The sequence below is a fragment of the Marmoricola sp. OAE513 genome, from assembly GCF_040546585.1.
Classification (GTDB): domain Bacteria; phylum Actinomycetota; class Actinomycetes; order Propionibacteriales; family Nocardioidaceae; genus Marmoricola.
Genome location: NZ_JBEPOC010000001.1, coordinates 1,664,953 through 1,686,845 on the forward strand (window position 1 = coordinate 1,664,953; position 21,893 = coordinate 1,686,845).

The 21,893-nt window shown below is 69.2% G+C and carries 22 protein-coding genes, 5 tRNA genes and 1 pseudogene; 9 read left to right on the forward strand and 19 right to left on the reverse strand.

Going from position 1 to position 21,893, the window contains the following annotated elements:
* Window positions 1-42: 42 nt before the first annotated feature.
* The 3 genes from ABIE44_RS08460 to ABIE44_RS08470 all read left to right on the forward strand — a co-directional run bounded on the left by ABIE44_RS08460 (window position 43) and on the right by ABIE44_RS08470 (window position 2,610).
* The gene (locus ABIE44_RS08460; protein WP_209719525.1) at window positions 43-855 is read left to right on the forward strand and encodes a hypothetical protein; all 813 of its coding nucleotides are present in this window, start codon (window positions 43-45) and stop codon (window positions 853-855) included.
* A 10-nt stretch (window positions 856-865) separates the two neighbouring features.
* Window positions 866-1,687, forward strand: a complete 822-nt coding sequence (locus ABIE44_RS08465; protein ID WP_209719522.1) for a hypothetical protein — start codon at window positions 866-868, stop codon at window positions 1,685-1,687.
* A 101-nt stretch (window positions 1,688-1,788) separates the two neighbouring features.
* Complete coding sequence (locus ABIE44_RS08470) at window positions 1,789-2,610, forward strand: hypothetical protein (protein ID WP_209719520.1); 822 nt, start codon at window positions 1,789-1,791, stop codon at window positions 2,608-2,610.
* A 62-nt stretch (window positions 2,611-2,672) separates the two neighbouring features.
* Here ABIE44_RS08470 and ABIE44_RS08475 read toward each other — a convergent pair whose 3' ends face one another.
* The 6 genes from ABIE44_RS08475 to ABIE44_RS08500 all read right to left on the reverse strand — a co-directional run bounded on the left by ABIE44_RS08475 (window position 2,673) and on the right by ABIE44_RS08500 (window position 5,283).
* Window positions 2,673-3,125 carry an HNH endonuclease gene (locus tag ABIE44_RS08475; protein WP_209719517.1) on the reverse strand — a complete coding sequence of 151 codons (453 nt, stop codon included), beginning with the start codon at window positions 3,123-3,125 and terminating at the stop codon, window positions 2,673-2,675.
* A gap of 54 nt (window positions 3,126-3,179) precedes the next feature.
* The gene (locus ABIE44_RS08480) at window positions 3,180-4,406 is read right to left on the reverse strand and encodes an RtcB family protein (protein ID WP_354437937.1); all 1,227 of its coding nucleotides are present in this window, start codon (window positions 4,404-4,406) and stop codon (window positions 3,180-3,182) included.
* Between the two features lie 52 nt (window positions 4,407-4,458).
* Window positions 4,459-4,530 (reverse strand) — tRNA-Arg (locus ABIE44_RS08485).
* Between the two features lie 51 nt (window positions 4,531-4,581).
* The gene (locus ABIE44_RS08490; protein WP_209719514.1) at window positions 4,582-4,902 is read right to left on the reverse strand and encodes a WhiB family transcriptional regulator; all 321 of its coding nucleotides are present in this window, start codon (window positions 4,900-4,902) and stop codon (window positions 4,582-4,584) included.
* Between the two features lie 58 nt (window positions 4,903-4,960).
* A tRNA-Pro gene (locus ABIE44_RS08495) sits at window positions 4,961-5,033 on the reverse strand.
* Between the two features lie 127 nt (window positions 5,034-5,160).
* On the reverse strand, window positions 5,161-5,283 hold the full coding sequence (locus tag ABIE44_RS08500; RefSeq protein ID WP_354437938.1) for a hypothetical protein: 123 nt from the start codon (window positions 5,281-5,283) through the stop codon (window positions 5,161-5,163).
* 135 nt (window positions 5,284-5,418) lie between these two features.
* Here ABIE44_RS08500 and ABIE44_RS08505 point away from each other — a divergent pair, with 135 nt between their 5' ends.
* Entirely contained in the window at window positions 5,419-6,294 is an 876-nt protein-coding gene (locus tag ABIE44_RS08505) for a bile acid:sodium symporter family protein (protein ID WP_209719512.1), read from the forward strand.
* On the opposite strand, the gene ABIE44_RS08510 is transcribed toward ABIE44_RS08505, so the two are convergent.
* From ABIE44_RS08510 to ABIE44_RS08525, 4 genes are all read right to left on the reverse strand, one after another.
* A complete protein-coding gene (locus ABIE44_RS08510) occupies window positions 6,281-6,793 on the reverse strand; it encodes a hypothetical protein (protein WP_209719509.1) in 513 nt (170 codons plus the stop codon). The genes ABIE44_RS08505 and ABIE44_RS08510 overlap by 14 nt on opposite strands.
* A 116-nt stretch (window positions 6,794-6,909) precedes the next feature.
* Window positions 6,910-7,572, reverse strand: coding sequence for a TetR/AcrR family transcriptional regulator (locus ABIE44_RS08515; protein ID WP_209719506.1), 663 nt, complete (start codon window positions 7,570-7,572; stop codon window positions 6,910-6,912).
* A gap of 63 nt (window positions 7,573-7,635) precedes the next feature.
* Entirely contained in the window at window positions 7,636-10,083 is a 2,448-nt protein-coding gene (locus ABIE44_RS08520) for an excinuclease ABC subunit UvrA (RefSeq protein WP_209719503.1), read from the reverse strand.
* A 160-nt stretch (window positions 10,084-10,243) separates the two neighbouring features.
* Window positions 10,244-10,316, reverse strand: a tRNA-Arg gene (locus ABIE44_RS08525).
* Between the two features lie 270 nt (window positions 10,317-10,586).
* Between ABIE44_RS08525 and ABIE44_RS19625 the strand changes: the two are divergent.
* The 3 genes and pseudogenes from ABIE44_RS19625 to ABIE44_RS08535 form a co-directional block, all read left to right on the forward strand.
* Window positions 10,587-11,003, forward strand: a pseudogene (locus tag ABIE44_RS19625) (phosphoenolpyruvate carboxykinase (GTP)); the annotation flags it as partial.
* A 64-nt stretch (window positions 11,004-11,067) separates the two neighbouring features.
* Window positions 11,068-12,408: a phosphoenolpyruvate carboxykinase (GTP) gene (locus ABIE44_RS08530; protein WP_502912725.1), complete on the forward strand. Its 1,341-nt coding sequence runs from the start codon at window positions 11,068-11,070 to the stop codon at window positions 12,406-12,408.
* A gap of 75 nt (window positions 12,409-12,483) precedes the next feature.
* Window positions 12,484-13,497 (forward strand): TrmB family transcriptional regulator, encoded by a 1,014-nt coding sequence (locus ABIE44_RS08535; protein WP_209719496.1) that lies wholly within the window; start codon window positions 12,484-12,486, stop codon window positions 13,495-13,497.
* Between the two features lie 123 nt (window positions 13,498-13,620).
* On the opposite strand, the gene ABIE44_RS08540 is transcribed toward ABIE44_RS08535, so the two are convergent.
* The 3 genes from ABIE44_RS08540 to ABIE44_RS08550 all read right to left on the reverse strand — a co-directional run bounded on the left by ABIE44_RS08540 (window position 13,621) and on the right by ABIE44_RS08550 (window position 14,682).
* Window positions 13,621-13,830 carry a hypothetical protein gene (locus tag ABIE44_RS08540; protein ID WP_209719493.1) on the reverse strand — a complete coding sequence of 70 codons (210 nt, stop codon included), beginning with the start codon at window positions 13,828-13,830 and terminating at the stop codon, window positions 13,621-13,623.
* A 234-nt stretch (window positions 13,831-14,064) separates the two neighbouring features.
* A tRNA-Ser gene (locus ABIE44_RS08545) sits at window positions 14,065-14,155 on the reverse strand.
* Between the two features lie 65 nt (window positions 14,156-14,220).
* Complete coding sequence (locus ABIE44_RS08550) at window positions 14,221-14,682, reverse strand: hypothetical protein (protein WP_209719488.1); 462 nt, start codon at window positions 14,680-14,682, stop codon at window positions 14,221-14,223.
* A gap of 148 nt (window positions 14,683-14,830) precedes the next feature.
* Between ABIE44_RS08550 and ABIE44_RS08555 the strand changes: the two genes are divergently transcribed.
* Window positions 14,831-15,187, forward strand: coding sequence for a hypothetical protein (locus ABIE44_RS08555; RefSeq protein WP_209719485.1), 357 nt, complete (start codon window positions 14,831-14,833; stop codon window positions 15,185-15,187).
* A gap of 3 nt (window positions 15,188-15,190) precedes the next feature.
* Here ABIE44_RS08555 and ABIE44_RS08560 read toward each other — a convergent pair whose 3' ends face one another.
* From ABIE44_RS08560 to ABIE44_RS08585, 6 genes are all read right to left on the reverse strand, one after another.
* Entirely contained in the window at window positions 15,191-16,753 is a 1,563-nt protein-coding gene (locus ABIE44_RS08560) for an ATP-binding cassette domain-containing protein (protein ID WP_209719482.1), read from the reverse strand.
* Between the two features lie 199 nt (window positions 16,754-16,952).
* Window positions 16,953-17,040: transfer RNA gene (locus ABIE44_RS08565), tRNA-Ser, on the reverse strand.
* A gap of 33 nt (window positions 17,041-17,073) precedes the next feature.
* Window positions 17,074-17,922 (reverse strand): SCO6745 family protein, encoded by an 849-nt coding sequence (locus ABIE44_RS08570; RefSeq protein WP_209719478.1) that lies wholly within the window; start codon window positions 17,920-17,922, stop codon window positions 17,074-17,076.
* A 92-nt stretch (window positions 17,923-18,014) separates the two neighbouring features.
* Window positions 18,015-18,239 (reverse strand): biotin/lipoyl-binding carrier protein, encoded by a 225-nt coding sequence (locus ABIE44_RS08575; protein ID WP_209719475.1) that lies wholly within the window; start codon window positions 18,237-18,239, stop codon window positions 18,015-18,017.
* Between the two features lie 39 nt (window positions 18,240-18,278).
* A complete protein-coding gene (locus ABIE44_RS08580; protein ID WP_209719472.1) occupies window positions 18,279-20,426 on the reverse strand; it encodes a hypothetical protein in 2,148 nt (715 codons plus the stop codon).
* 56 nt (window positions 20,427-20,482) lie between these two features.
* Entirely contained in the window at window positions 20,483-21,256 is a 774-nt protein-coding gene (locus ABIE44_RS08585; RefSeq protein ID WP_354437939.1) for a carbon-nitrogen hydrolase family protein, read from the reverse strand.
* A 26-nt stretch (window positions 21,257-21,282) separates the two neighbouring features.
* On the opposite strand from ABIE44_RS08585, the gene mobA reads away from it, so the two are divergent.
* On the forward strand, window positions 21,283-21,870 hold the full coding sequence (gene mobA, locus ABIE44_RS08590; protein WP_209719469.1) for a molybdenum cofactor guanylyltransferase: 588 nt from the start codon (window positions 21,283-21,285) through the stop codon (window positions 21,868-21,870).
* The last annotated feature ends 23 nt before the right edge of the window (window positions 21,871-21,893 follow it).

Below are 21,893 nucleotides of genomic sequence, written 5' to 3' on the forward strand. Positions count from 1 at the left end.
GGGTGGCCGAGACACGTCCCCTCACATCTCGGTGGTGCACGCATGCGCAAGTCCCTCGTGGTCGTCCTGACCACACTCGCACTCGTCCTCGGGTTCGGCACCCTGGCGGACGCCGCGACGGCGAAGAAATCCTTCAAGGTCTCCATCAAGTCCAACGTCGCGGTCTCCCAGGCCGGCCGGTTCATCGTGATCTCCGGCAAGGTCTCCGGGCCCGGCGCCGGCGGCAAGAAGGTCAAGGTGCAGCGCCAGTACATCGGCGGAGCCTGGATCACCGTTGCCACCGTCACCACCAAGAAGTCCGGCAAGTACAAGGCCGTCGTCGAGACGCCTCGTGGTGGCACCACGTCGTTCCGCGCACTCAAGGCCAAGTCGTCCGCGCGCAAGGCCGGTGTCAGCGCCACCAAGGCCCTGCCGGTGTACCAGTGGCTCGACCTGGCCACCCAGCCCGGCCAGCTCAACAACACCTTCCCGGTCCAGGAGCAGGTCGGCGGCACGCTGTACGAGCACGCCTTCTCGTTCAGCCAGGGCGGCGGTATGGCCTACCGACCCTCCGGCCTCTGCACCGAGTTCGCCACCCGGTTCGGCTACAAGACCACCGGCCAGCCCCCGGTGGCCGATGACGCGAACCTCGAGCTGACCCGCATCCAGACCAACCCCGCGCCGTCGATCTCCACGTCGACCTCGGTGAGCACCGGGAACGCGGTGACCTTCACCTCGTCACTCGCGGGCACCAAGTACCTGACGATCGAGGTGACCAGCATCGCCGGCGGCGGCTCGTACTTCGCCGCGCTCGGCGACCCGAAGGTCTACTGCAACGCCTCGACCCTTCCCACCTTCCGCAACGGCGACTTCTGAGGAGATGACCATGCGCAAGACACTCCTGGTAGCACTCACGACCCTCGCTCTCGTCCTCGGCTTCGCGACCCTGGCGGACGCCGCCACGGCGAAGAAGTCGTTCAAGGTCTCCATCAAGTCCAACGTCGCGACCTCCCAAGCCGGACGGTTCATCGTGATCTCCGGCAAGGTCTCCGGGCCCGGCGCCGGCGGCAAGAAGGTCAAGATCCAGCGCCAGTACATCGGCGGCGCCTGGACGAACGTGGCCACCGTCGTCACCAAGAAGTCCGGCAAGTACAAAGCCGTCGTGGAGACCCCGCAGGGCGGCACCACCTCGTTCCGCGTGATCAAGGCCAAGTCCTCGGCCCGCAAGGCCGGCGTCAGCGCCACCAAGGCCCTGCCGGTCTACAAGTGGCTCTACCTCGACCACGAGCCCGTGAACAGCTTCAGCAGCGACTACCAGGCCGGGCTCGTGCAGCAGATCGACGGCAAGACCTATGCGCACTCCTACCGGTTCAGTGCGGGCAACAGCTACCTGGCCTTCAAGCTGAGCGGGCTCTGCACCACGTTCACGACCCGCGCCGACTACAATGTGTTCAGCGGACCGCAGCCGGTGGACACCTACACGTTGAAGACGATCGCCCAGAAGAGCAGCGGCCCGGCGATCCAGAAGTCGGTGGTGGTGAGCCTCTTCACGCCGGTCACCGCGAGCCAGTCGCTGGTCGGGGTACGGACACTCGGTGTGAACCTCGAGTCGCTCAACGCCGCCCCGTACTACGCGGTCCTGGGTGACCCAAAGGTCTACTGCAACGCGGAGCACCTGCCGAGCTGGGTCGAGGGCGACTTCATCTAGACGCAACCCGCACATCTCTTCGTGCGCTGTAGGGCCCGATCGGGAGGATCGGGCCCTACAGTGAAGGCTCCGCATTCCCTCTGAGTCTCGGTGGTGCCCGCATGCGCAAGACACTCCTCGTCGTTCTCACGACGCTCGCTCTCGTCCTCGGCTTCGCGACCCTGGCGGACGCCGCCACGGCGAAGAAGTCGTTCAAGGTCTCCATCAAGTCCAACGTCGCGACCTCCCAAGCCGGACGGTTCATCGTGATCTCCGGCAAGGTCTCCGGGCCCGGCGCCGGCGGCAAGAAGGTCAAGATCCAGCGCCAGTACATCGGCGGCGCCTGGACGAACGTGGCCACCGTCGTCACCAAGAAGTCGGGCAAGTACAAGGCCGTCGTGGAGACCCCGCAGGGCGGCACCACCTCGTTCCGCGCGATCAAGGCCAAGTCGTCCGCGCGCAAGGCCGGTGTCAGCGCCACCAAGGCCCTGCCGGTCTACAAGTGGCTCTACCTCGACCACGAGCCCCCGGCCCACGGTGGCAACGACTACCAGGCAGGACTGGCCGAGACGATCAGTGGTGTGAACTACCCGCACTCGTTCCGTTTCACGCAGGGGTCGAGCTACCTGCAGTACAAGACGGCCGGACTGTGCACGACGTTCACGACCCGTGCTGACTACAACGTGTTCAACGGCCCGCAGCCGGCTGACGAGTACGCGTTGGTGCTCATCACCGAAAAGGCGAACAGCCCGTCGGTGCAGAAGGAGTACGAGGTGCCGCTGTTCCAGCCGAAGACGGTCACCCAGTCCATCGCCGGGGTGAGGCGTCTGACCGTCGCCCTGGAGACGCTCAACGCCAGCCCGTACTACGCGGCGCTGGGTGACCCGAAGGTCTACTGCAACGCCGAGCGCCTCCCGAGCTGGGTCGGCATCGACTTCATCTGATCACCGAACGCACCGAGGCCCCCGGCCGGAGACCACCACTCCGACCGGGGGCTTCTGCTTCCTCAGTGCGCCACCAGCTGCGCGCGCGTGGGCACGAACGGCACCACCCGCAGCCGCATCCCGGCCTCCTCGGGAGTCCGGTCCGCCTTGCGGTGGTTGCAGCGCTCGCACGCCGCGACCGTGTTCAGCCACGAGCAGGGTCCACCCCGGCTGACCGGGAGGATGTGGTCCACGGTCTTGCCCCAGCCCCCGCAGTAACCGCACCGGCCGCGGTCACGGCGCAGCACGCCGCCGCGGGTGTAACCCGCTGGCCGGTACAGCCACGTAGCAGCGACGTACCGGACCAGCTTGATGACACGCGGCCACTGGTGCGGGCCGATCATCCGATCGGCGTGACCCTCCTCGACGGTCGCTACCTGGCGGAAGAGCATCCGCACCGCGTGCTGGAAGGAGACCCGACCCAGCGGCTCGTAGGAGGCGTTCAGCAGCACCACCGAGCCACTAGCCGTTGCCATGGACACCACCGCCATCTCCTCTCTCTTCCTAGTGTGCGCTCTGGTGCGCGTGGTTCAGCCCTTCACGCACATCAGCGTGGTGAGCTTCGCGACGACCTCGACGAGGTCCGTCTGGGCCTCGATGACGGCACCGAGGTCCTTGTAGGCGCCGGGGATCTCGTCCACGACGCCGGCGTCCTTGCGGCACTCGACGCCCTCGGTCTGGGCAGCGAGGTCCTCGACGGTGAAGGTCCGCTTGGCCTTGTTGCGCGACATCTTCCGACCGGCACCGTGCGATGCCGACCAATACGACGCCTCGTTGCCGAGGCCCTTCACGACGTACGAGCCGGTGCCCATCGAGCCTGGGATCAGACCGAGCTCGCCGTCACCGGCGCGGATCGCCCCCTTGCGGGTGACGATCAGCTCGGTGCCGTCCGACAGCGTCTCGGTGGCCACGTAGTTGTGGTGAGCCGAGATCTGCTCGCCGTAGGACACCTCCAGGCCGGCCTTCGCGAACGCGGTGGAGACCACCTCGCAGAACAGCGCCATCATCACGGCACGGTTCCGCGCGGCGTACTCCTGCGCCCAGTGCAGGTCACGCAGGTAGGCGTCCATCTCCGGCGTACCGGCGAGGAACACCGCGAGGTCGCGGTCCGGGAGGTCGAGGTTGTGCTCGAGGCCCTTCGCGCCGTGGATGTGGCGCTCCGCGATCTCCTTGCCGATGTTGCGCGAACCCGAGTGCAGCATCAGCCACACCTGACCGTCCTCGTCGGACGTGAGCTCGAGGAAGTGGTTGCCACCACCCAGCGAACCCATCTGCTTCATCGCCTTGCTCTCCCGGTCCTGGACGCCGGGGTGCAGGTCACCGAAGCCGGTCCAGAACGCCGTCCAACCGTCGTACCGGCCGTGGTTGACGCCGAGGCGCCGCACGTCCGGCGCACTGTCGTGCGACCGGAAGCCCACCGGTACGGCGCGCTCGGTCGCCAGCCGCAGCGAGCGGAGGTCCTCGGGGAGGTCCTCGACGGTGAGGCTGGTGCGCACCGCCTGCATACCGCAACCGATGTCGACGCCGACTGCGGCCGGTGAGACGGCGTCGCGCATGGCGACGACCGAACCGACGGTCGCACCCTTGCCGAGGTGGACGTCCGGCATCACCCGCAGCCCGTGGACCCACGGCAGCCGCGAGATGTTGCGCAGCTGCTCCAGCGCCTGGTGCTCGACCTCGTGCGGATGTGCCCACATCAGGGTCTCGGCGCCTGCGCCCGGCAGAGCCACCGGGAAGCCGTGGTTGTTCGTGCTCATCGCTGTTCGCCTCCTTCGGCGGTTGCTTGCTTGTCAGTTGTCGTGTGGTGCGTGCCCCCTCCAGGAGTCGAACCTGGGTCCCCGGCTTCGTAGGCCGGTGTCGTGTCCGCTGGACCAAGGGGGCGTCGTACGCCGGGGCCCACCGCTCCGACGGCGGTGGGCCCCCTACCGGGAACTAGGCAGCCGAGACCTTCCGGGGCCGACCCGGCTGCCGGACCTTCTCCAGCGGCTTGCCGTTCTCCAGCAGGACGCCACCCCAGACACCCCACTCGTCCCGGTTCACACCGAGCTCGAGGCAGAGGTCCCGGACGGCGCACGAGCCGCAGACCGCCAGTGCCTGCTCGAGCGCGACCTGGTCGGTCGGGGCGAACACGTCCGGGTCGTCGTGGTCGGCGCAGCTCCACGCGGCCGGACCGAAGTCCGGGGTCGGGAACGTGAACGCGACCGTCACGCCCTTGGTGTCGAGCAGGTCGTCCTTCGTCTTCATCATCTTCATGTGCCGTCACCTCCTTCGTCGGTCGGTGGCACGTGCCGTGCTCCGCGGTGGAGCAAAGTCGGGTTGGCGGGACTCGAACCCGCGGTTGCCTGCGCCCGAAGCAGGAGGGATGGCCGCTTCCCCACAACCCGTCACTGGTGGTCTGCGGAGCTCCGAAAAGCAGAAGAGCCGCTCCGCGAGGTCGGAGTCCGCGTGTGGGCACACGCTGACTTCTGCCTCCGCTGGAGCGGCCCGGACGTTTCCGGTGCTTCTCGGCACCTACATCGGCGGCTCCAGCGAGGTCGGCAGCTGCTGACCCTCGACCTTGCAGGGCTCGTAGCCTCCGAGGGATCGCATCCAGGCATCACCCAGCGCACGGACCGCAAAGCGGTTCGTGATCACGGAGGTGCTCCTGGTATTCACTGCGATTCCTTCTCGGTGGTGGCGCCGGCCTCGGTGACCGACGCAGGCAAGGGTAGGAGGACGGAGCGCTGCGGACCTAACGGGTTTCTGCGAGCTCAGATGTTTGACTGCCCTATGAACGACTCCGCGCTGATCACCGTCGGCCTGCCGATCGCGCTGGCGATCATCATGTTCGGCCTCGGACTGTCCCTCACCGTCGACGACTTCCGCCGGGTAGCGAAGTCGCCCCGGGCCGTCGTGATCGCCCTCGGACTGCAGGTGCTGATCCTGCCGCTGATCGCGTTCGGGCTCGTCAAGGCGTTCGACCTCGACCCGCTGCTCGCCGTGGGCGTGATGCTTCTTGCGGCCTCGCCGGGCGGGACGACGGCGAACCTGTTCAGCCACCTGTTCCGCGGCGACGTCGCGCTCAACGTCTCGCTCACCGCGATCAACTCCGTGCTGGCGGCCGTGAGCATCCCGGTGATCACGAACCTCGCGATCAACCACTTCGAGGCCGAGGGCGAGCTCGGGCTCCAGGTCGGCAAGGTGCTCCAGGTGATCGCGATCGTGCTGGTCCCCGTCGGCATCGGCATGCTCGTACGCCGCCGCTCCCCCGAGTTCGCCGGCAGCGCCGACCGCCCGGTGCGGATCTTCTCGATCACCACCCTGGTCGCGGTCTCCGTCGGCGCGCTGCTCGGTGAGCGGGAGAACCTGGCCGACTACGTCGAGCAGGTCGGCGCGGTCACCAGCATCTTCTGCCTGGCCAGCCTCACCCTCGGGTACGCCGGCGCGCGCCTGTTCCAGCTCGACGACAAGCAGGCGATCGCGTGCGCGATGGAGGTCGGCATCCACAACACGACCGTGGCGCTGACGATCGCGCTCAGCGTGCTCGACAACACCGAGGTGGCGATCCCGAGCGCGGTGTACTCGGTGCTGATGTACGTGTTCGCCACCGCGTTCGGGTTCGCCATCACCCGCAACCGCCGAGCGGCGCCGGCTACACCTTCTTGACGTTGACGATCTGCGAGGTCACCTTGCCGACCTTGTCGATCTTGGTCAGCAGCGTGCCGGTGACCTTCACGCTGATGAACAGCCACTTGGCCTTGGCGGTCAGCGGCGTCGTCAGGGTGGTGACGCCACCCGACACGGTCTTCTTGGTGCTGCCCGAGGACACCGTGACCTTCGCCCGCCCGGTGGCCACGACCTTGGCCGTCTGCGTCCACGAGTAGACGGTGGTGACGTTCTTCTTGGTCGTGCAGAGCTTGATCCGGGTGCTTGCTCCGACCACGTAGCGCTGGCCGCCCACCTTCTTGGCGGCGGTCGGCGCCACGGTCACGACCCGGTTCCCCGCGGTGCACTTCTTGAGCTTCTGGGTCGGCCCGGCGGCGAGGCTGGCGACCGCCGTCCCGTTCTCGCCCTTGCTGGCGGCCACCGCTCCGGTCGGTGCGACCGAGAGGCTGACGGCGACGGCGAGCGTGCTCGCAGCCACCCCACGTCCGAATGTGTTCATGCTCGTTCCTCGTCCCTGATCTCGCGCTGCCGCGGGTGCACGACAGCCGACCGCGTCCGTGCGGTCTGATTCCTTCTGATCGGCAGGAAGTCGCCGGACGTGAGGGCGTGCTCGGGCTACGCGGGCTTGACCATCGGGACCAGGAACTGACGCGCGATCGCCGCGAGCCGCTTGTCGTCCTCGAGGTCCACCAGCTCGCTCGGCGTCACGAGGAACGACGTCGAGACCCTGGTCATCAGCTCGGCCACCATGTCCACGTCGATGCCGGTCGAGATGGTGCCGGCCTTCTGCTCGCGCCGCAGCTGCCCGGCCAGGAACGCGCGGACGGTGGCAAGGGTGCGTCCGTGCTCGCCGACCACCGACGGAAGGACCGAGCCGGGGTCGGCGGCCAGCAACCCGCCGATCAAGGAGTTGCCGCGCATCGTGCGCAGCGCGCTGACGAAGCCGACGACGATGCGGTCCTCGACCGTCTTCGCAGAACGGATGTCGGTGAGGAACTGCGCGAAGTAGCGCCGGAACTCCCACAGGACGACCGCTTCGACGAGCAGGTCCTTCGTCGCGAACCGCCGGTAGACGGTGATGCGGGAGAAGCCGGAGGCCCGGGCGACGTCCTCCATCGTGGCGCGGTGGATCCCTTCGCGCACGAACAAGTCGCGCGCTCCGGCGAGGATCCGGCCGGTGATCTCCTCGTTCTCGTCGATCCCAGCAGGGCCCACGAGTGCGCGCGCGAGCAGCGTCTCCGCAGGTTGGACGCCGTCCGCTGAGGGTGCCGTGCTCACGTGCGAAGTATGACGCGTGCTCGACACCCTGGGCGCACCGCTCGGTCTCCTGGCGAAGAAGGACTAGGCAGCGCCGCGGTCACGCAAGCGGCCGCGAAGGTAGCTGCCCGTCGCACTGTCCCGCGATCGGGCGACGTCGGCCGGCGTTCCCTCGGCGACGATCCGGCCACCGTCGTCTCCTCCCGAGGGACCGAGGTCGATGACCCAGTCAGCCGTGGCGATGGTGTCGAGGTCGTGCTCGACCACGACGACGGTGCTCCCGGCATCGACCAGCCGGTGCAGCTGGCGGACCAGGAGCGCGACGTCCGCGGGGTGGAGCCCGGTCGTCGGCTCGTCGAGCAGGTACAAAGTGTGCCCGCGCCTGGCTCGTTGCAGCTCGGTGGCCAGCTTGATGCGCTGGGCCTCCCCGCCGCTCAGCTCGGTGGCCGGCTGGCCCAGCCGGAGATACCCCAGCCCTACCTCACGCAGGGTCTGCAGACTCCGGGCGGCGGAGGGGAGGTCGGCGAGGAACTCGGCTGCCTCGTCGACGGTGAGACCGAGAACCTCGGCGATGTTCTTGCCCTCGTAGGTGACGGCGAGCGTGCTCGCCTCGTAGCGGGAGCCTGCACACGTCGGGCAGGCGGAGTAGGTCCCCGGCAGGAACAACAGCTCGACCGCGACGAACCCCTCCCCCTGACAGGTCTCGCACCGTCCGTCCGGGAGGTTGAAGGAGAACCGCCCGGCGTCGTACCGGCGACGGCGAGCAGCGGGCGTCGCGGCGAAGGCCTTCCGGACCGCGTCGAACAAGCCCGTGTACGTCGCCAGGTTCGACCGCGGCGTCCTCCCGATCGGCTTCTGGTCGACGACGACCAAGCGGTCGAAGGATCCGTCCGGCTCGGCCTCGGTCAGCTCAGCGAGCAACGACGACTTGCCCGACCCCGAGACACCGGTGACGGCGGTCAGCACGCCGAGGGGCACCGCCACGCTGAGGTCGACCAGGTTGTTGCGGGAGACATCCTCCAACCGGAACCAGTCCGCGGGCTCTCGTCGGGCACTTCCACCGCGCTCGACCCGGCCGAACAGGTGAGCACCGGTGGCCGAGCCCTGCACTGCTTCGAGCCCGGGCACCGGACCGGAGTACAGCACCCGGCCACCCGCCTGCCCCGCGCCCGGGCCGACATCCACCACCCAGTCCGCCCGGCGTACGACGTCGAGGTCGTGCTCGACCACGAACAAGGAGTTCCCGCCTTCCTTCAGCCGATCCAGGACCCGCAGCAGCGGTTCGGCGTCGGCGGGGTGCAGCCCTGCTGACGGCTCGTCGAGCACGTAGACGACACCGAAGAGACCGGACCGGAGCTGGGTCGCGATCCGCAGCCGTTGCATCTCGCCCGGCGACAACGTGGTCGAGCTGCGTCCCAGGCTCAGGTAACCCAGCCCCAGCTCCAGCAGCACCGCGATGCGCGCGACGAGATCGGCGCAGATCCGGACGGCCACCTCGCTGTCCTCCCCGGAGCCCGCCGTCGGGACCGCTGCAGACGGGTGGTCCAGGGTGGCCACCGGGCGGAGCAGGTCGACGACCTGACCCAGCGGCATCGCGTTGACCTCGGCGATGCTGCGCCCAGCGAAGCGGACGGCGAGCGCTTCCGGTTTCACCCCGCTCCCCCCGCAGGACGGGCACGGCAGGCTGCGGGTGAACCGGAGGGCACGCTCGCGCATCCGCTCGCTGGTTGATTCGGCCAGCGTGTGCAGGACGTGCTTGCGCGCGCTCCAGAACTTGCCGTAGTAGCCGTGGTCGACGCGGTCCCGTTCGGGCTGGACGAGGACCGAAGGTTGTTCATCGGTGAAGAGCAGCCAGTCGCGGTCCTTCTTGCGCAGCTTGGCGAAGGGTCGGTCGACGTCGATCCCCAGTCCCGCGACGATGCTGCGCAGGTTCGCCCCCTGCCACGCGCCGGGCCAGGCGGCGATCGCACCTTCCCGGATGCTCAGGGAGTCGTCGGGGACGAGCAGGTACTCGACGACGTCGTGGATCGTGCCGAGACCGTGACACGTCGGGCAGGCACCCGCAGGCGTGTTCGGCGAGAAGTCCTCCGCCTCCAGCCTCGGCGCTCCCCGGGGGTAGGTCCCGGCCCGCGAGTAGAGCATCCGCAGCAGGTTGGACAACGTGGTGATCGTGCCCACCGAGGATCGGCTGGTCGGCGCTCCTCGCCGCTGCTGCAGCGCGACAGCAGGGGGAAGGCCGGTGATCTCCTCGACGTGCGGGGCGCCGACCTGTTGGAGCAAGCGCCGCGCGTACGGCGCGACCGACTCGAAGTAGCGACGCTGCGCCTCGGCGTACAACGTCCCGAAGGCCAACGACGACTTGCCCGAACCGGAGACGCCGGTGAAGACCACCAGAGCGCCTCGAGGGACGTCCACATCCACGTTGCGCAGGTTGTTCTCGCTCGCCCCGCGGACCCGGACGAATCCCGCGAGCTGGTCATCCTGCGACGTCGGCTGCACGAGTACGCCGTACCCCGGCGGCGGGGTCCGCACGCGAGCGCCCGCGAGGTGAGGCGTGTCGGTGGTTCTCTCATGTGGTCTCGCTGCGCGGCTGTGCTCCTCGCTTCGCTCGTCGGCAGCCGCTTGTTCGCCGTGAATGTGAAAGACCCCCGAGGTGAAGCGTTTCGGGGGTCTTCCACATTCAGGCTCTCTGCGCGGCTGTAGGGATTCGAACCCCAAACCTTCTGATCCGTAGTCAGATGCTCTATCCGTTGAGCTACAGCCGCTCGTCCCGGTGCTCCGCACGAGGACCCGCATACTCTAGCGGAGGTCGATCCCTGTTCGAAATCGGGTGGCCGCCGTCACCTCTGCGGCAGGCCTGGGCGGGACTTGATCGATCCAATAGGTACCCACCAGAACCCGGTCTAAATTCTTCAGATCGATCGCTGCAGCGTCGCGGGGATCGGACCATCCACTTTCAAGATCCGTCGATGCGCTCGGCGGCCGGTCCGGCCACGTCCCCGTGAGTCCTGATCGCGATCGAAAGGAACACCGGCATGACTGCCACCGCTCCCACCAGCACGACCGCGCCCACCACGCGCGAAGACATCCTCGCCTGGGTCTCCGAGATCGCGGAGCTCACCCAGCCCGACGCCATCCACTGGTGCACCGGCTCCGACGAGGAGTGGACCGAGCTCACCAACTTCCTGGTCGGCACCGGCACCTTCATCAAGCTCGACGAGAACAAGAAGCCGAACAGCTACTACGCGGCCTCCAACCCCACCGACGTGGCGCGTGTCGAGGACAAGACGTTCATCTGCTCGGTCGACGAGAAGGACTGCGGGCCGACCAACAACTGGATGGACCCGAACGCGATGAAGGAGATCATGCGCGGGCTGTACGCCGGCTGCATGAAGGGCCGCACGATGTACGTGATCCCGTTCGTCATGGGTCACCTCGAGGCTGAGAAGCCGATGTTCGGCATCGAGATCACCGACTCCGCCTACGTCGTCGCGAGCATGAAGGTCATGGCCGCGGATGGGCACCGAGGTGCTGCGCAAGCTCGAGGAGTCCAACGCGCCGTACGTGCCGGCGCTGCACTCCGTGGGCCACCCGCTCGCCGAGGGCCAGGCCGACGTCGCCTGGCCGTGCAACGACACCAAGTACATCGTCCAGTTCCCCGAGGAGCGGATGATCTGGAGCTTCGGCTCGGGCTACGGCGGCAACGCGCTGCTCGGCAAGAAGTGCTACGCCCTGCGCATCGCGAGCGTCATGGCGCGCGACGAGGGTTGGATGGCCGAGCACATGCTCATCCTCAAGCTCACCTCGCCGCAGGGCGTCGTGAAGTACATCGCGGCGGCGTTCCCGTCGGCCTGCGGCAAGACCAACCTGGCGATGCTCGAGCCGACCGTCCCGGGCTGGAAGGTCGAGGCCATCGGCGACGACATCGCCTGGATGCGCATCGGTGACGACGGCCGCCTGTGGGCGGTCAACCCGGAGTTCGGCTTCTTCGGCGTCGCGCCGGGCACCAACGAGCACACCAACCCGAACGCGATGAAGACCATCAACAAGGGCAACTCGGTCTTCACCAACGTCGCGCTCACCGAGGACGGCGACGTCTGGTGGGAGGGCCTGGAGAACCCGCCGGCCAAGGCGACCTCCTGGAAGGGCGAGCCGTGGACGCCGGAGTCGACCGAGCTCTCCAGCCACCCGAACAGCCGCTACTGCACCCCGATCAAGCAGTGCGACATGCTCGCGGCCGAGTACGACGACCCGCGCGGTGTCCCGATCGACGCGATCCTGTTCGGCGGCCGTCGCAAGACGACGATCCCGCTGGTCTCCGAGGCCCGCGACTGGACCCACGGCACCTTCCTCGGCGCGACCCTGTCGTCGGAGACCACCGCTGCCGCGGTCGGTGCGGTCGGCGTCGTGCGTCGTGACCCGATGGCGATGATCCCGTTCATCGGCTACAACGCCGGCGACTACTTCAGCCACTGGATCAACATGGGCAAGGACAACGACGCGTCCAAGATGCCGAAGATCTTCTACGTGAACTGGTTCCGCCTCGACTCCGACGGCAACTTCATGTGGCCCGGGTTCGGCGAGAACAGCCGCGTCCTGAAGTGGATCATCGAGCGCATCGACGGCCAGGCCGCCGCGGTCGAGACCCCGATCGGCCACGTGCCGGCGCCGGGCACCTTCGACCTCGACGGTCTCGACATGACCGAGGAGCAGCTCGAGGCTGCCCTCGCGGTCGACGTCGAGGAGTGGAAGGCCGAGATCCCGCAGATCCAGGAGTGGTTCGAGAAGTTCGGCGACGACCTGCCGTCCGTGCTCTGGACCGAACTCGACGGCCTGAAGGCCCGCTTGGGTCTCTGACCCGCCGCTAGACCGCTTGCGGGCCCGCACCCACGGGGGTGCGGGCCCGTTGCACTTTTCTGCAATATTGGACCTATGACGCCCGAATTCACTGCAGAGCAGCGCGAGCTGTTGCAGAACGATGCGGGCGACCTGTACCAGAAGATCGTCCTCAAGGGCTCGATCGCGCACGACGACGAGCACATCGTCCCCGGCGGCGTCGACCACGCCTCGTTCGCGTTCCTGCTCGACCTCGGGCTCGTCGCCATCGACCCGGCCACCGACACCTACCTGCCCGTCGACCCGGCCATCGTGCAGTCACGCGTCGTCGCCCCGATGGGGCAGCGCGCCGCCGAGCTCCTCGCCGAGTCGACGGGGTGGGCGACCACCTTCGCCGAGCTCGGGCTGGCGTTCCGGCGTACGGCACCCAGCGACCTGCCGATCGTGGAGATCCGCGGGCTGCCGAACATCAACCGCTTCATCGTCGCCGCTCTCGGAGACGCCGAGTCCGAGCTGCTCACCGCCCAGCCCGACGGCGCGAGGTCCGCCGCGGTGCTCGACGTCGCCCTCGAGCGCGACAAGCGGACGCTCGGTCGCGGGGTGAAGATGCGGACGCTCTACCAGCACTCGGCGCGGCGCAGCATCGCCACCCGCGAGTACGTCGAGGAGGTCACCAAGCTGGGCGCCGAGGTGCGCACGCTGGACGAGTTCTTCAACCGGATGATCGTCGTCGACCGTCGACTCGCGATGATCCCGGGCATGGACGGCTCCGACGTCGCGATCGTGATCCACGACCCGAACCTGGTCAACTACCTCGCCGACATCTTCGAGCGGTCCTGGGAGCGGGCGCACGTCTTCACCGACCGCGAGAGCACGACCGAGCGCGAGATCGCCGAGGACGTGCACAACATGACGATCCGGATGCTCGTCGAGGGCCACAGCGACAACGCCAGCTCCAAGCGCGTCGGCGTCAGCACCCGCACGTACGCCGGCTACGTCGCCTCGCTCAAGGCCGAGTACAACGTCGAGACGCGCTTCCAGCTCGGCTACGCGATCGGGCAGCAGGAGCTGCGCGAGAAGATGCGGGACAAGCCCACGAAGCAGACATGACAAGAGCGGAGAGTTGGGGGTCCTCTCCGCTCCTGTCATGAGACGGCCCACCCGAGGGGGCCCGACGAGCACCTGGGGGGTGGTCCTCGTCTTCGTCTCTGGTCTTCAGTTGTGCCTGTCGGCTCAGCCCCAGCCGGTGTCCGTCCGCAGGACGCCGCCGCTTCCGGTGCCGCTGTCGTCCACGGTGATCGGGGACGTCGGTGCCTTCCAGTGGTAGCGCTGACCGTCACGAGCAGCGTTCGCCGGGCCCAAGCTCCCGGCGATCACGCCCGTCGTGGCCAGACCTGTTGCGAGGATCGTGGCTGCAACACGGGCCAAGAACTTCTTGTTCATGTGTTTCTGTCCTTCAGTTGTCCCGGTTGCTCAGGGGATGCCACCGGATGACTCCATTGTCGTGAAGGCATCGCGCGACCCGGAAGTAGACCAGTTACCTCATGAACATGCAGTTCACCTTTCTGCAGGTTCATGCAATCGGGACGTACCGGTCGCCCGGTGGCCGCTGCACGTGCCCCGACGCGAAGAGCCCCACCCGGCGATAACCAGGTGGGGCTCTGCGTGCTTTCTCGGCGGAGGCGGAGGGATTTGAACCCTCGATGGGGTTGTAGCCCCAAACCCGCTTAGCAGGCGGGCGCCATAGACCGGACTAGGCGACGCCTCCAAGACAGCGAGGGAAAGGTTACCCACTCCGAGCCGACCTCGGGAAATCGGGTCCTGGGCCGGCGGTCAGCGCTTGCTGTTGCCGTGCTGCCCGTTCAGGCGTCGCATCAGCTCGGACACGAACGCTTCCGGGTCGCCCTCGATCAGGGTCACCGGGATCGTCGTCGAGCGTCCGTCGCGGAGCCGGATCACCACGCACCGCGTGCCGTGCAGCTCGGAGGTGGCCAGGTCCTCGACCGAGGACCACTTCGCGTTCTTCTCGCCGGCGCCGCGGACGAACCGCACCTGGTAGCCGATGTCGTCGATCCGCACGACGTACCAGCGGCGGCCGAGCAGGAAGCCCAGGGTGAAGACGCCGACGACCGCGAGGATGACCAGTCCGCTGAGGACGTCACCGGGGAGATCGAAGGCGACCACGACGATCGTGACCAGCAGCAGGAGCACCCCGAGGGCGACGAGGAACGCGCCCATCAGTCGCGCCCGCAGCTGGGGCGCCAGGCCGTAGTCGCGGCGGTCGTTCGGAGTCACCCCCCGATTACATCGGTTCGGCCCGGCGTACGGCGAATCGGCCCGGGCCAGAGGTCCCCTTTCGTCCCCGGGGTCTTGTCTACGGGTGTGGCGTGGGTCACACTCTAGGTCCCACTGTGCACGGCGAACCTCGTGGAGGTGGTGGCTCATGACGCTTGAGTCAGCAATCTCGGACCTGCAGCACACCCTCGGAAGCAGCCGCACGGCCTCGAACTGGCGACTGATGACGCGCAACCAGCTCGCCGCCGTCCGCGAGGCCCTGAGCGACGAACGGTTCGCCTCGTGGGACGGCTGGCTAGCAGCCCGCAGCAGCGGGTCGGACCGCGAGCGGCAGCAGCTGCTCGCCCGCATCACCGCTCTCGGCACCGGACTGCTCGACCGGCTCGACACCGACCGGGTGGCCTCGGAGGTCAGACGGCTCCTGCACGACGTGGAGCACTACCGGCAGAAGATGCACGACCTGGTCTACGACTCCGTCTCCATGGAGATCGGCGGCAGCGAGTAGACCTCACCGCACCCGGGTGAGCACACCGCCCGGCTCCAGCTGCAGCTCGACGTCGAGCTCCAGCTCCTCGAGGAACGTCCGGTCGTGGCTGACGACCAGCAGCGCACCCCGGTACGCCGCCAGCGCACCGACCAGCTGGCCGACGCCGTCGAGGTCGAGGTTGTTGGTCGGCTCGTCGAGCACGAGCAGCTGTGGTGCCGGGGCCGCCAGCACGAGGCTTGCGAGGGCGACGCGCAGACGTTCACCGCCGGACAACGAGCCGTTCGGACGGTCGAGCATCTCGCCGCGCAGCAGCAGTCGCGCGAGCCGGTTGCGCAGCTCGCCGGGATCGGTCTCGGGTGCGACGGCCCGCACGGTCTCCCACACCGAGGCGTCGTCGTCGAGGACGATCGCCTGGGGCAGAAATGCGACCGGGACCTCGGCGAGCGGGAGCGTCTGCTGCAGCAGCGTGGTCTTGCCGGCTCCGTTGGGGCCCGTGAGCCCGACCCGCTCAGGACCGTGCAGCACGTGGTCACGACCGTCGGTCGACCGCACCGCGACGATCCGCCGACGAGCCGGTACGCCGGGATCCGGCAGGACGACCTTGAGCTGGTCGTCGTCGCGGACGGCCCGACCGGCGGCGTCGACGGCGGCGCGCGCCCGGGCGATCCGGTCGTCGTGGATACCGCGTCGTCCGGCCTGGGACTTCTCCGCACTGTTGCGGCGCTCGTTGAAGACGACCCCCATGAACTTGCGGTTCTCCCGGTCCTTGTAACCCTTCCGCTCGCTGCGAGAGATCTTCACCTCCGCCTCGATGCGCTCGCGCTGCTGCTTCCTGAGGTCCTGCTTGGCGGTGGCGAGCACCTGCTGGGCGACCTCCTGCTCGTGGGCGAGGTGCGCGGCGTACTGGCTGAACGGACCACCGAAGGTGGTCAGGGTGTGCTCGCGCAGCTCGACGGTCGCGTCGGTCCGGTCGAGCAGCAGCCGGTCGTGGCTGACCACGACCAGCGCACCTGACCAGGAGTCGACCAGTGAGTAGAGACGTTCCCGCGTGGGTTCGTCGAGGTTGTTCGTCGGTTCGTCGAGGAGGGCGACGCCGGCCCGCTGCAACCGGATGCCGGTCAGGGCGACGAGCATCGTCTCCCCGCCGGACAACGTCGGGACCGTTCGGTCGAGGCCGGTCGGCAGACCGAGGCCGGCGAGCTCGGCGACCGCCCGCTCCTCGACGTCCCAGTCGTCGCCGACCGCGTCGAAGTGGTGCTGGTCGGTCGACCCGTCCTCGATCGCGCGGAGCGCGTCGACCGCAGGCCCGACCCCGAGCAGGTCGGCGATCCGCGTGTCCGGGGTCGTGGTCACGTGCTGCGGCAGGTACGCGACGCTCCCCGCCGTCGCGATGCTCCCGGACGTCGGGGTCAGCAGACCCGCAACCAGGCGGAGCAAGGTCGACTTGCCGGCGCCGTTGGCGCCGATCAGTCCGGTCCGCGCAGGACCGAACGCACCCGTGACGCCGTCGAGGACGACAGCACCGTCAGGCCAGGTGAAGGAGACGTCGCGCAGGGCGACAGAGCTTGAAGCAGAGGTAGGCACAGGAGACTCCGAAGGGTTCGGCGGATGCGCCGACCACCAAGGGGTCAGCGCGAGGACGCTGGAGTGATCTCCTGGTTGCCCGTCATCCTGTGCTCCTCGGTACAGCCCCTGACACGTGCGCGGAGTGCGCGAGGCTCGGGTTCCATTGTCCCCCGGTTGCGCGCGCGAGCCAACTGGTTATCGGGCAAACATCCGGCACTGGCAGAGGGGGAGGGATTTGAACCCCCGGTGGGTTTCCCCACGATCGCTTTCAAGGCGATTCCGATAGGCCGCTCCGGCACCCCTCCCTGGGACGGCGAACCGCCCTCAGGTGAGTGAGTCTAGTTGCTGCGCGCCGCGTCCGAGTCCGACCCCACGACCTGGAGCCTTGCTGCGACCGGCTCGAGCACGGTGATCAGCTCGTCGCGCCCGGCTGCCGTCAGGGCGTCGTACGGCGCCTCGGCGAGCTCGTCGGTGAGCGCTTCGATCCTGTCCTTGGTCGCACGTCCGGCCGACGTGAACCGCCCGTCGGTGTCGACCAGGCCGCGTTCGCGCAGGCCGCCCATGACGTCGGCGAGCAGCGTCTTCGGCAGGTGGTGGATCCGTCCGAACGACTCGGCCGGGTAGATGTCGTTGTCCAGCGCGCAGAGCACGTGTGCCTCGAGACCCCCGATGCGCTCGGAGACGAGCGCTGCGATGTGTCCGTCTCCGCGGTGCTCGCGCACCATGTTGGCTGCGTGCCACAACCGGGTCACCGGATCGGTGGGCACCGGGAGCGCGCGGAGGCCGGCGTACATGATCCGACCGTCGGTCGGGGCACTGACCGACGCCTGGGTCAGCAGCTCCGCGGCACGGGCGAGTCCGGGCGTCGCGGCGAGGTCGCCGAGGATCGCGCGCAGTGCTGCGACGCACCCGCGCTCGCGGGCGGCGTGCGCGTCCTCCGGGGTCGTCGTCTCCCAGACCTTGGGCAGGTGACGCGCGACCTCGCCCGGAGCGAAGTTGTAGAAGGCGGCGTGCACGACCTCCGCCGGAACGCGTCCCAGCGGGGCGGAACGACCGGCGAAGTAGCCGTCCCAGTAGTTCGCGAAACCGAGCTCGGCCATCGCGTCGTTCGGCTCGGGTGAGAAGAAGTTCACGAGCGAGATCGGCTCGGTCAGCTCGAACATGCGGCGTGCCACGGGCTGCGTCATCGGTCCATCCCCTGCGGTCGGTGCGGCACCCGGGTCGGCTGCCTCTCACCACTGCTACGAACAGGAGCAGCCGGATACGACACCCGTTGTGCTCAGCGCTCGAGAACCGCGAGCACGTCGCCCTCCTGGATCAGGTCACCGGCGACGACCCGGACTTCGCGGACGACCCCCGGGACCTCGACGAGCACCGGGATCTCCATCTTCATCGACTCCAGCAGCATCAGGGTGCCGCCGGCCTCGACCCGGTCCCCGGGGGCAACCGCGACGGACAGCACGCTGGCCACCATCTCCGCGAGGATCTCTGAGGTCTCGACCATGATCCGGACCCTAGCCGGGAGCGCTGGTTACTCGCGCGTTCAGTGCAGCGGCCGGGTGCGACGCGGCTCCGGCCGGTGCGCCACGGCCTCCTCGTCCCGCCGGGCCCGACGCCCGTGCGAGCCGGTGAACGACTGCTCGATCCGGATCACCAGGTAGCCGATGACCAGGCCGATCACCAGGCTGTACACCGCGCCGAGGACGACGCTGGCGACGCCGAGGTCGGTGGCGATCAACCGCGTCGCGGTCGGCGCGGTGGCGGCGACACCGAAGGCGCACACCCACCAGCCCTGGCGGCGCCGAGCGCGCATGAAGACGCCCCAGGCCAGCGCGGGGTAGCCGAGCAGGGCCATGATCGGGTGCGCCACGGCCCCGAGGTTCTCGCGCAGGGTCGCGCGCAGGTCGTCCAGGCTGTCGACCAGGTCGCGGGAGCCCCACTGGGAGATCGCTTCGGTGTAGGCCATCGCGACGAAGAGCAGGAAAACCGCTCCCCCGGCAATGGCGTAGCCGCGGCGGCCGAGTCCGTGCAGACCGGCGCCGAGCCGGTAGACCAGCGCGAACGCGGCGATCAGCGAGAACGCGAAGACGACGTACCCGAAGCGGTCGACGTCCTGGTCCTTGTTGTCCGCGTAGCCGAGGACACCGAGTGCACCCACCCACGAGATGGCGGTCGCGATCAGCACCTCGCGGATGGCGATGCCGAACGTCGCGGCGGGGACCGTGGTCATGAAGGCGAGGGTCGCGGCGAGCACACCGGTGCCGATCGCAGCACCTGAGAGCAGGGCCGACCACTGGGTGCCGAAGGCTCCGACCGCGAGCACGGCGGTCAACGTCGTCGCCCAGACCGGACGACCACCGGTGCGCACGGCGAGACCCCACGCCAGGGCGCAGGAGACCAGACCGCCGCCGACGTACCGGATGACCTCGGGGAGGTCCGGCACCAGGCGGGCGGCCGCTACGGCAGCGGCACCGACGAGCAGCGCAAGGATCCAGGACTCGTTCTCGGTGAGCGAGGTGCTGCGGGCCGAGCCGACGCGTTCGCGCAGCTCGAGTCGTCGGACAGCGGCGGGACCGGGCTCACCGGTGCGCGCTGCAGCGGGGTTGAGCGCGCTCGGGACCGGCGCGGCGGCGGCCGCCGCGGCGGCCTCGGTGGCCTCGCGCACGGCCTGGCGCGCAGCCGGCGCAGCGGTCGCGGCACGAGCAGCACGGGCCGCGGACCGGGCCGCCGGTCGGTCGACCTTCGGTCGCGGTTCGGTACGCCGGCGCAGCTTGCTCGGTGCCGGCGCGGGCGTCGCCGGCGCGGGCGCGGGTTTCGGAGCGCCGGGAACCGGCGGGCTCACGGGCTGGGCGACCGGAGCCGGCTTCGGCGGGGTGATCGGTTCAGGCTGGGCGACCGGCTGGGCGACCGGCTGGGCGACGGGCTTGGCCGCCGGTTTGGCCACGGGCTTGGTCACGCGCGTGGCGACGGGCTTGGCCACCGGAGCCGGTTGCGGAGGGGCGACCGGCTTGGCTACCGGAGCCGGTTTCGGAGGGGCGACGGGCTCGGGCTGGGCGACCGGCTGGGCGACGGGCCGGGCAGCCGGCTTGGTCGCCGGAGCAGGCTTGACCGGGGTGGTCACCGGTTTCGCGACCGGCGCGGGTGCGGGCGCCGCAGCAGGCGGTGCCGCGGCGGGGGCTGCCTTCGCAGCGGGAGCGGTGGGCACCGCCTTGCGCGTCGGCTTCGGTCGGGCCGGGCGGAAGAGCCCGCGCTTCGCCGTCTTCGCCGGGATGACGACCGGAACCTCAGGAGGATCCGCGATCGGCTCGGTGATGCGCGCGTGCGACCCGGTGGCCTCCAGCGGGTCGTCGTGCGGGACGTCGGGTCGACGGTCGGCGGGAGCCGCGATCCGACGTCCGGCCGGACGCGTCGTCGGGGTGCCGGTCGCCGACTCGGCAGCGGGAGCCGGGGCCGAGACCTGCGCGGTCCGGGCGACGGTGAGCGGGTCGGTCAGCGGGTCCGGGCGCCGTACGTCGGCACGACGGGCACCCCCTGCCGGCCGGGCAGCGGGGCGGCCACTCGCCGGGATCAGCGGGAAGTTCGTCGACGGCGGTCGGTTCGCAGGCCTGGCGGCCGGCCGGGACACATCGGCGCGGCGTCGTCCAGGAGCGGGCTCCGGAGGACTCTCCGGGGTGCCGTCAGGACCAGACACGTCTGCCACCTTCGTCTGGAGTGCTCACGAGATCGACTACCGAGAATATCAACCCTTCAGAGCCGCCGGTTCTGCAACGACGGGTTCTGCCGCCGGGTGTCGGCGACCTGGTCGAGCTCGAGGGTCGCGGTGATCCACTCCTCCCCCTCGCCGCCCTCGGCCACGACGTCGCCGGTCGGGGCGATCACGAGGGAGTGCCCGCAGTAGCGCGGGCCGGGCTGAGCCGCGGCCACCACCCAGCACAGGTTCTCGATCGCACGGGCTCGCAGCAGCGTCCGCCAGTGCTCGACCTTGCGCTCGCCGGCGACCCAGGCGGCCGGGAGGACGAGGACGTCGACTCCCTGCGCCGACAGTGCGCGGGCGAGCTCGGGGAACCTCAGGTCGTAGCAGGTGAGCAGCCCCACCCGCGCTCCGGCGACGTCGGCGACCACCGGGTCCAGCGGGCCGGGCATCACGACGTCGGACTCGCGCTGGCCGAAGGAGTCGTAGAGATGGATCTTCCGGTACGTCGTCAGCTGGTCCCCCTGGGCCAGGACGAGGGTGTTGAACGGGCGATCCGGATCATCGCTGGTCTCGAACATGCCGCCGACGACCGCGGCTCCGCTGCGCTGCGACGCGGCACGAAGGGCCCCCACGAACGGGCCGTCCAGCGGCTCGGCGTACGGGGCCAGCGAGCTGCCGGGGTCCCCGAAGTCCCGCGCGAACGCTTCGGGGAGCACGACCAGGTCGGCCCGGGTCTGCTCGGTGATCAGGTCGAGGGCCGCCCGGTTCTCCGCCGCGTCGAGGGCAGACGCGTGCTGCCACAGCTCGACGTCCAGGACTGCACCCACCCCGCAAGAGTGCCAGACTGCCGCTCATGGAGAGTCCGAGGACCGGCGCGGTCATCCTGACCGGCGGCAGCGCCGTGCGCCTCAGCGGCGCCGACAAGGCCTCCATCGAGCTCGGTGGTCTGACCATGCTCGAGCACGCCATCGGCGCGCTGCTCGACGTGGACGAGGTGGTCGTGGTCGGCGAGCCGGTGCCGACGACGCGTCCGGTCACGTTCACCCGCGAGGACCCCGCGGGCGGTGGACCGGCTGCCGGCGTTCTGGCCGGCATGGCATGCTTCGCCCGGCGCCCCGAGCTGCTGGTGGTGCTCGCGGTCGACATGCCGCTGGTCACCAGCAGCACGATCCGACGACTGGTGGAGGCGGTGACCTCCGACGAGCGGTTCGACGGGGCCGCGCTGATCGACGCAGGCCGCAGGCTGCAGTACCTGTGCGCGGTGTACTCCTTCGAGGCACTCCAGCGGGTGCGGCCGTCGTACGAGGAGGAGCACGGGCTGGCCATGCGCCGCTTGGTGGGCACGCTGCGGCTCGAGCACGTCCCAGCCTTCGGACCGGAGTCCCGCGACGTGGACACCTGGGACGACCTGCTGGCGCTGCGCGAGGCCTTCGGAGACTGAGCCGTTGCTCTTGCGCCGATCCC